This is a genomic window from Marinobacter manganoxydans MnI7-9 (assembly GCF_000235625.1).
Classification (GTDB): Bacteria; Pseudomonadota; Gammaproteobacteria; order Pseudomonadales; family Oleiphilaceae; genus Marinobacter; species Marinobacter manganoxydans.
Window position 1 is genome coordinate 1 of sequence record NZ_AGTR01000047.1, and the last position, 501, is coordinate 501.

Annotated in this window: 1 protein-coding gene; it reads right to left on the reverse strand. The window is 47.1% G+C overall.

Annotated features, from left to right (window positions below):
• Window positions 1–77: 77 nt before the first annotated feature.
• The gene (locus KYE_RS11935; protein WP_008173657.1) at window positions 78–479 is read right to left on the reverse strand and encodes a hypothetical protein; all 402 of its coding nucleotides are present in this window, start codon (window positions 477–479) and stop codon (window positions 78–80) included.
• Window positions 480–501 lie beyond the last annotated feature (22 nt).

Consider the following 501-nt stretch of genomic DNA (forward strand, 5'->3'; position numbering starts at 1 on the left):
AACGCGGAGCTAAGCCGCCGGTTGGAGCGCCAGCGCAAACCGGTCGGCTTGAGCATTTTGTTAAGGCACTTGAGTTCTCAGCCGACACTTTTGACCTGTTCCATAACCCAGTGGTTGTCTTTTTCAACCTCTGACTCAGTGACAAATTTTCGCTCAAGCATTGCCTTTTGCGCAGTGTGCCATACCCTCAGCATGTCCTTTCCAGTCATATTGAGAACGCCGCGATAGGTATGGTGTTGCCCACTACTAAGATGCCGACCGATTACATTGGTTATCAACAATAGAGCGAGTTCGTCAGGTTTTATCCCGTCAATTCTGACCGAATAAATGGTCTTTTCTGCATCCTTGGCAATAGAAACAACTTCTGACTCTAAAATGCTTTTGCTCGGCCCTGCAGATTGATCGAGGATAGCTTTTACCTCTTCAATCGTGAGCTTTACCTCATAAGGAGGGAAAAGCTTCCAAAATAGTTTGCGCATCAACCCTCCTTTGCCTTAACGC